Source organism: Lysobacter sp. TAB13 (genome assembly GCF_052113885.1).
GTDB classification, from domain to species: Bacteria; Pseudomonadota; Gammaproteobacteria; order Xanthomonadales; family Xanthomonadaceae; genus Lysobacter; species Lysobacter gummosus.
This window is the reverse complement of the sequence record NZ_JBFRDR010000341.1, coordinates 1-379: the sequence shown is the minus strand read 5'-3', so window position 1 is coordinate 379 and position 379 is coordinate 1. Positions and strand designations below refer to the sequence as shown.

Annotated in this window: 1 protein-coding gene; it reads right to left on the bottom strand. The window is 68.1% G+C overall.

The annotated features are described in order from the left end of the window. On the bottom strand, window positions 1-379 hold a 379-nt coding region (locus AB4Y92_RS26450), incomplete at both ends, for a hypothetical protein (protein WP_441822321.1).

Below are 379 nucleotides of genomic sequence, written 5' to 3'. Positions count from 1 at the left end.
CTCTGCAAACGGCCGGTTTCGCTTTCGGATGCATCCTCTCCGGTCCCAGCGATGACGCGGGCATAGCCGCCGGGATCGAACCGGGTGAGGCTCGCGCCTGCTATGGTGAAGGTCCCCGCGCCCCCTAGCCCGGCAACCAGTCGCGCCGGGCTCTCTCCGGAACCGCCGCCCTCCACTTGGCCCGACAGCTTCCCGGCAAGGGCATTGCCGGTGAGCATGGCGAGATCGAGCTGCGACAGGGCGATCCGGCCGGAGAGCTGCGCAAGCCCACCTTCACGCCGTGCCGTTAGCCGCCCGGTGACCTTGCCACCGGCATAGCTTCCCGAGAGCGCCTCGATCTGGATTTCGCCAGGGTTGGCATGCAGGGCGAAAGCCGCAT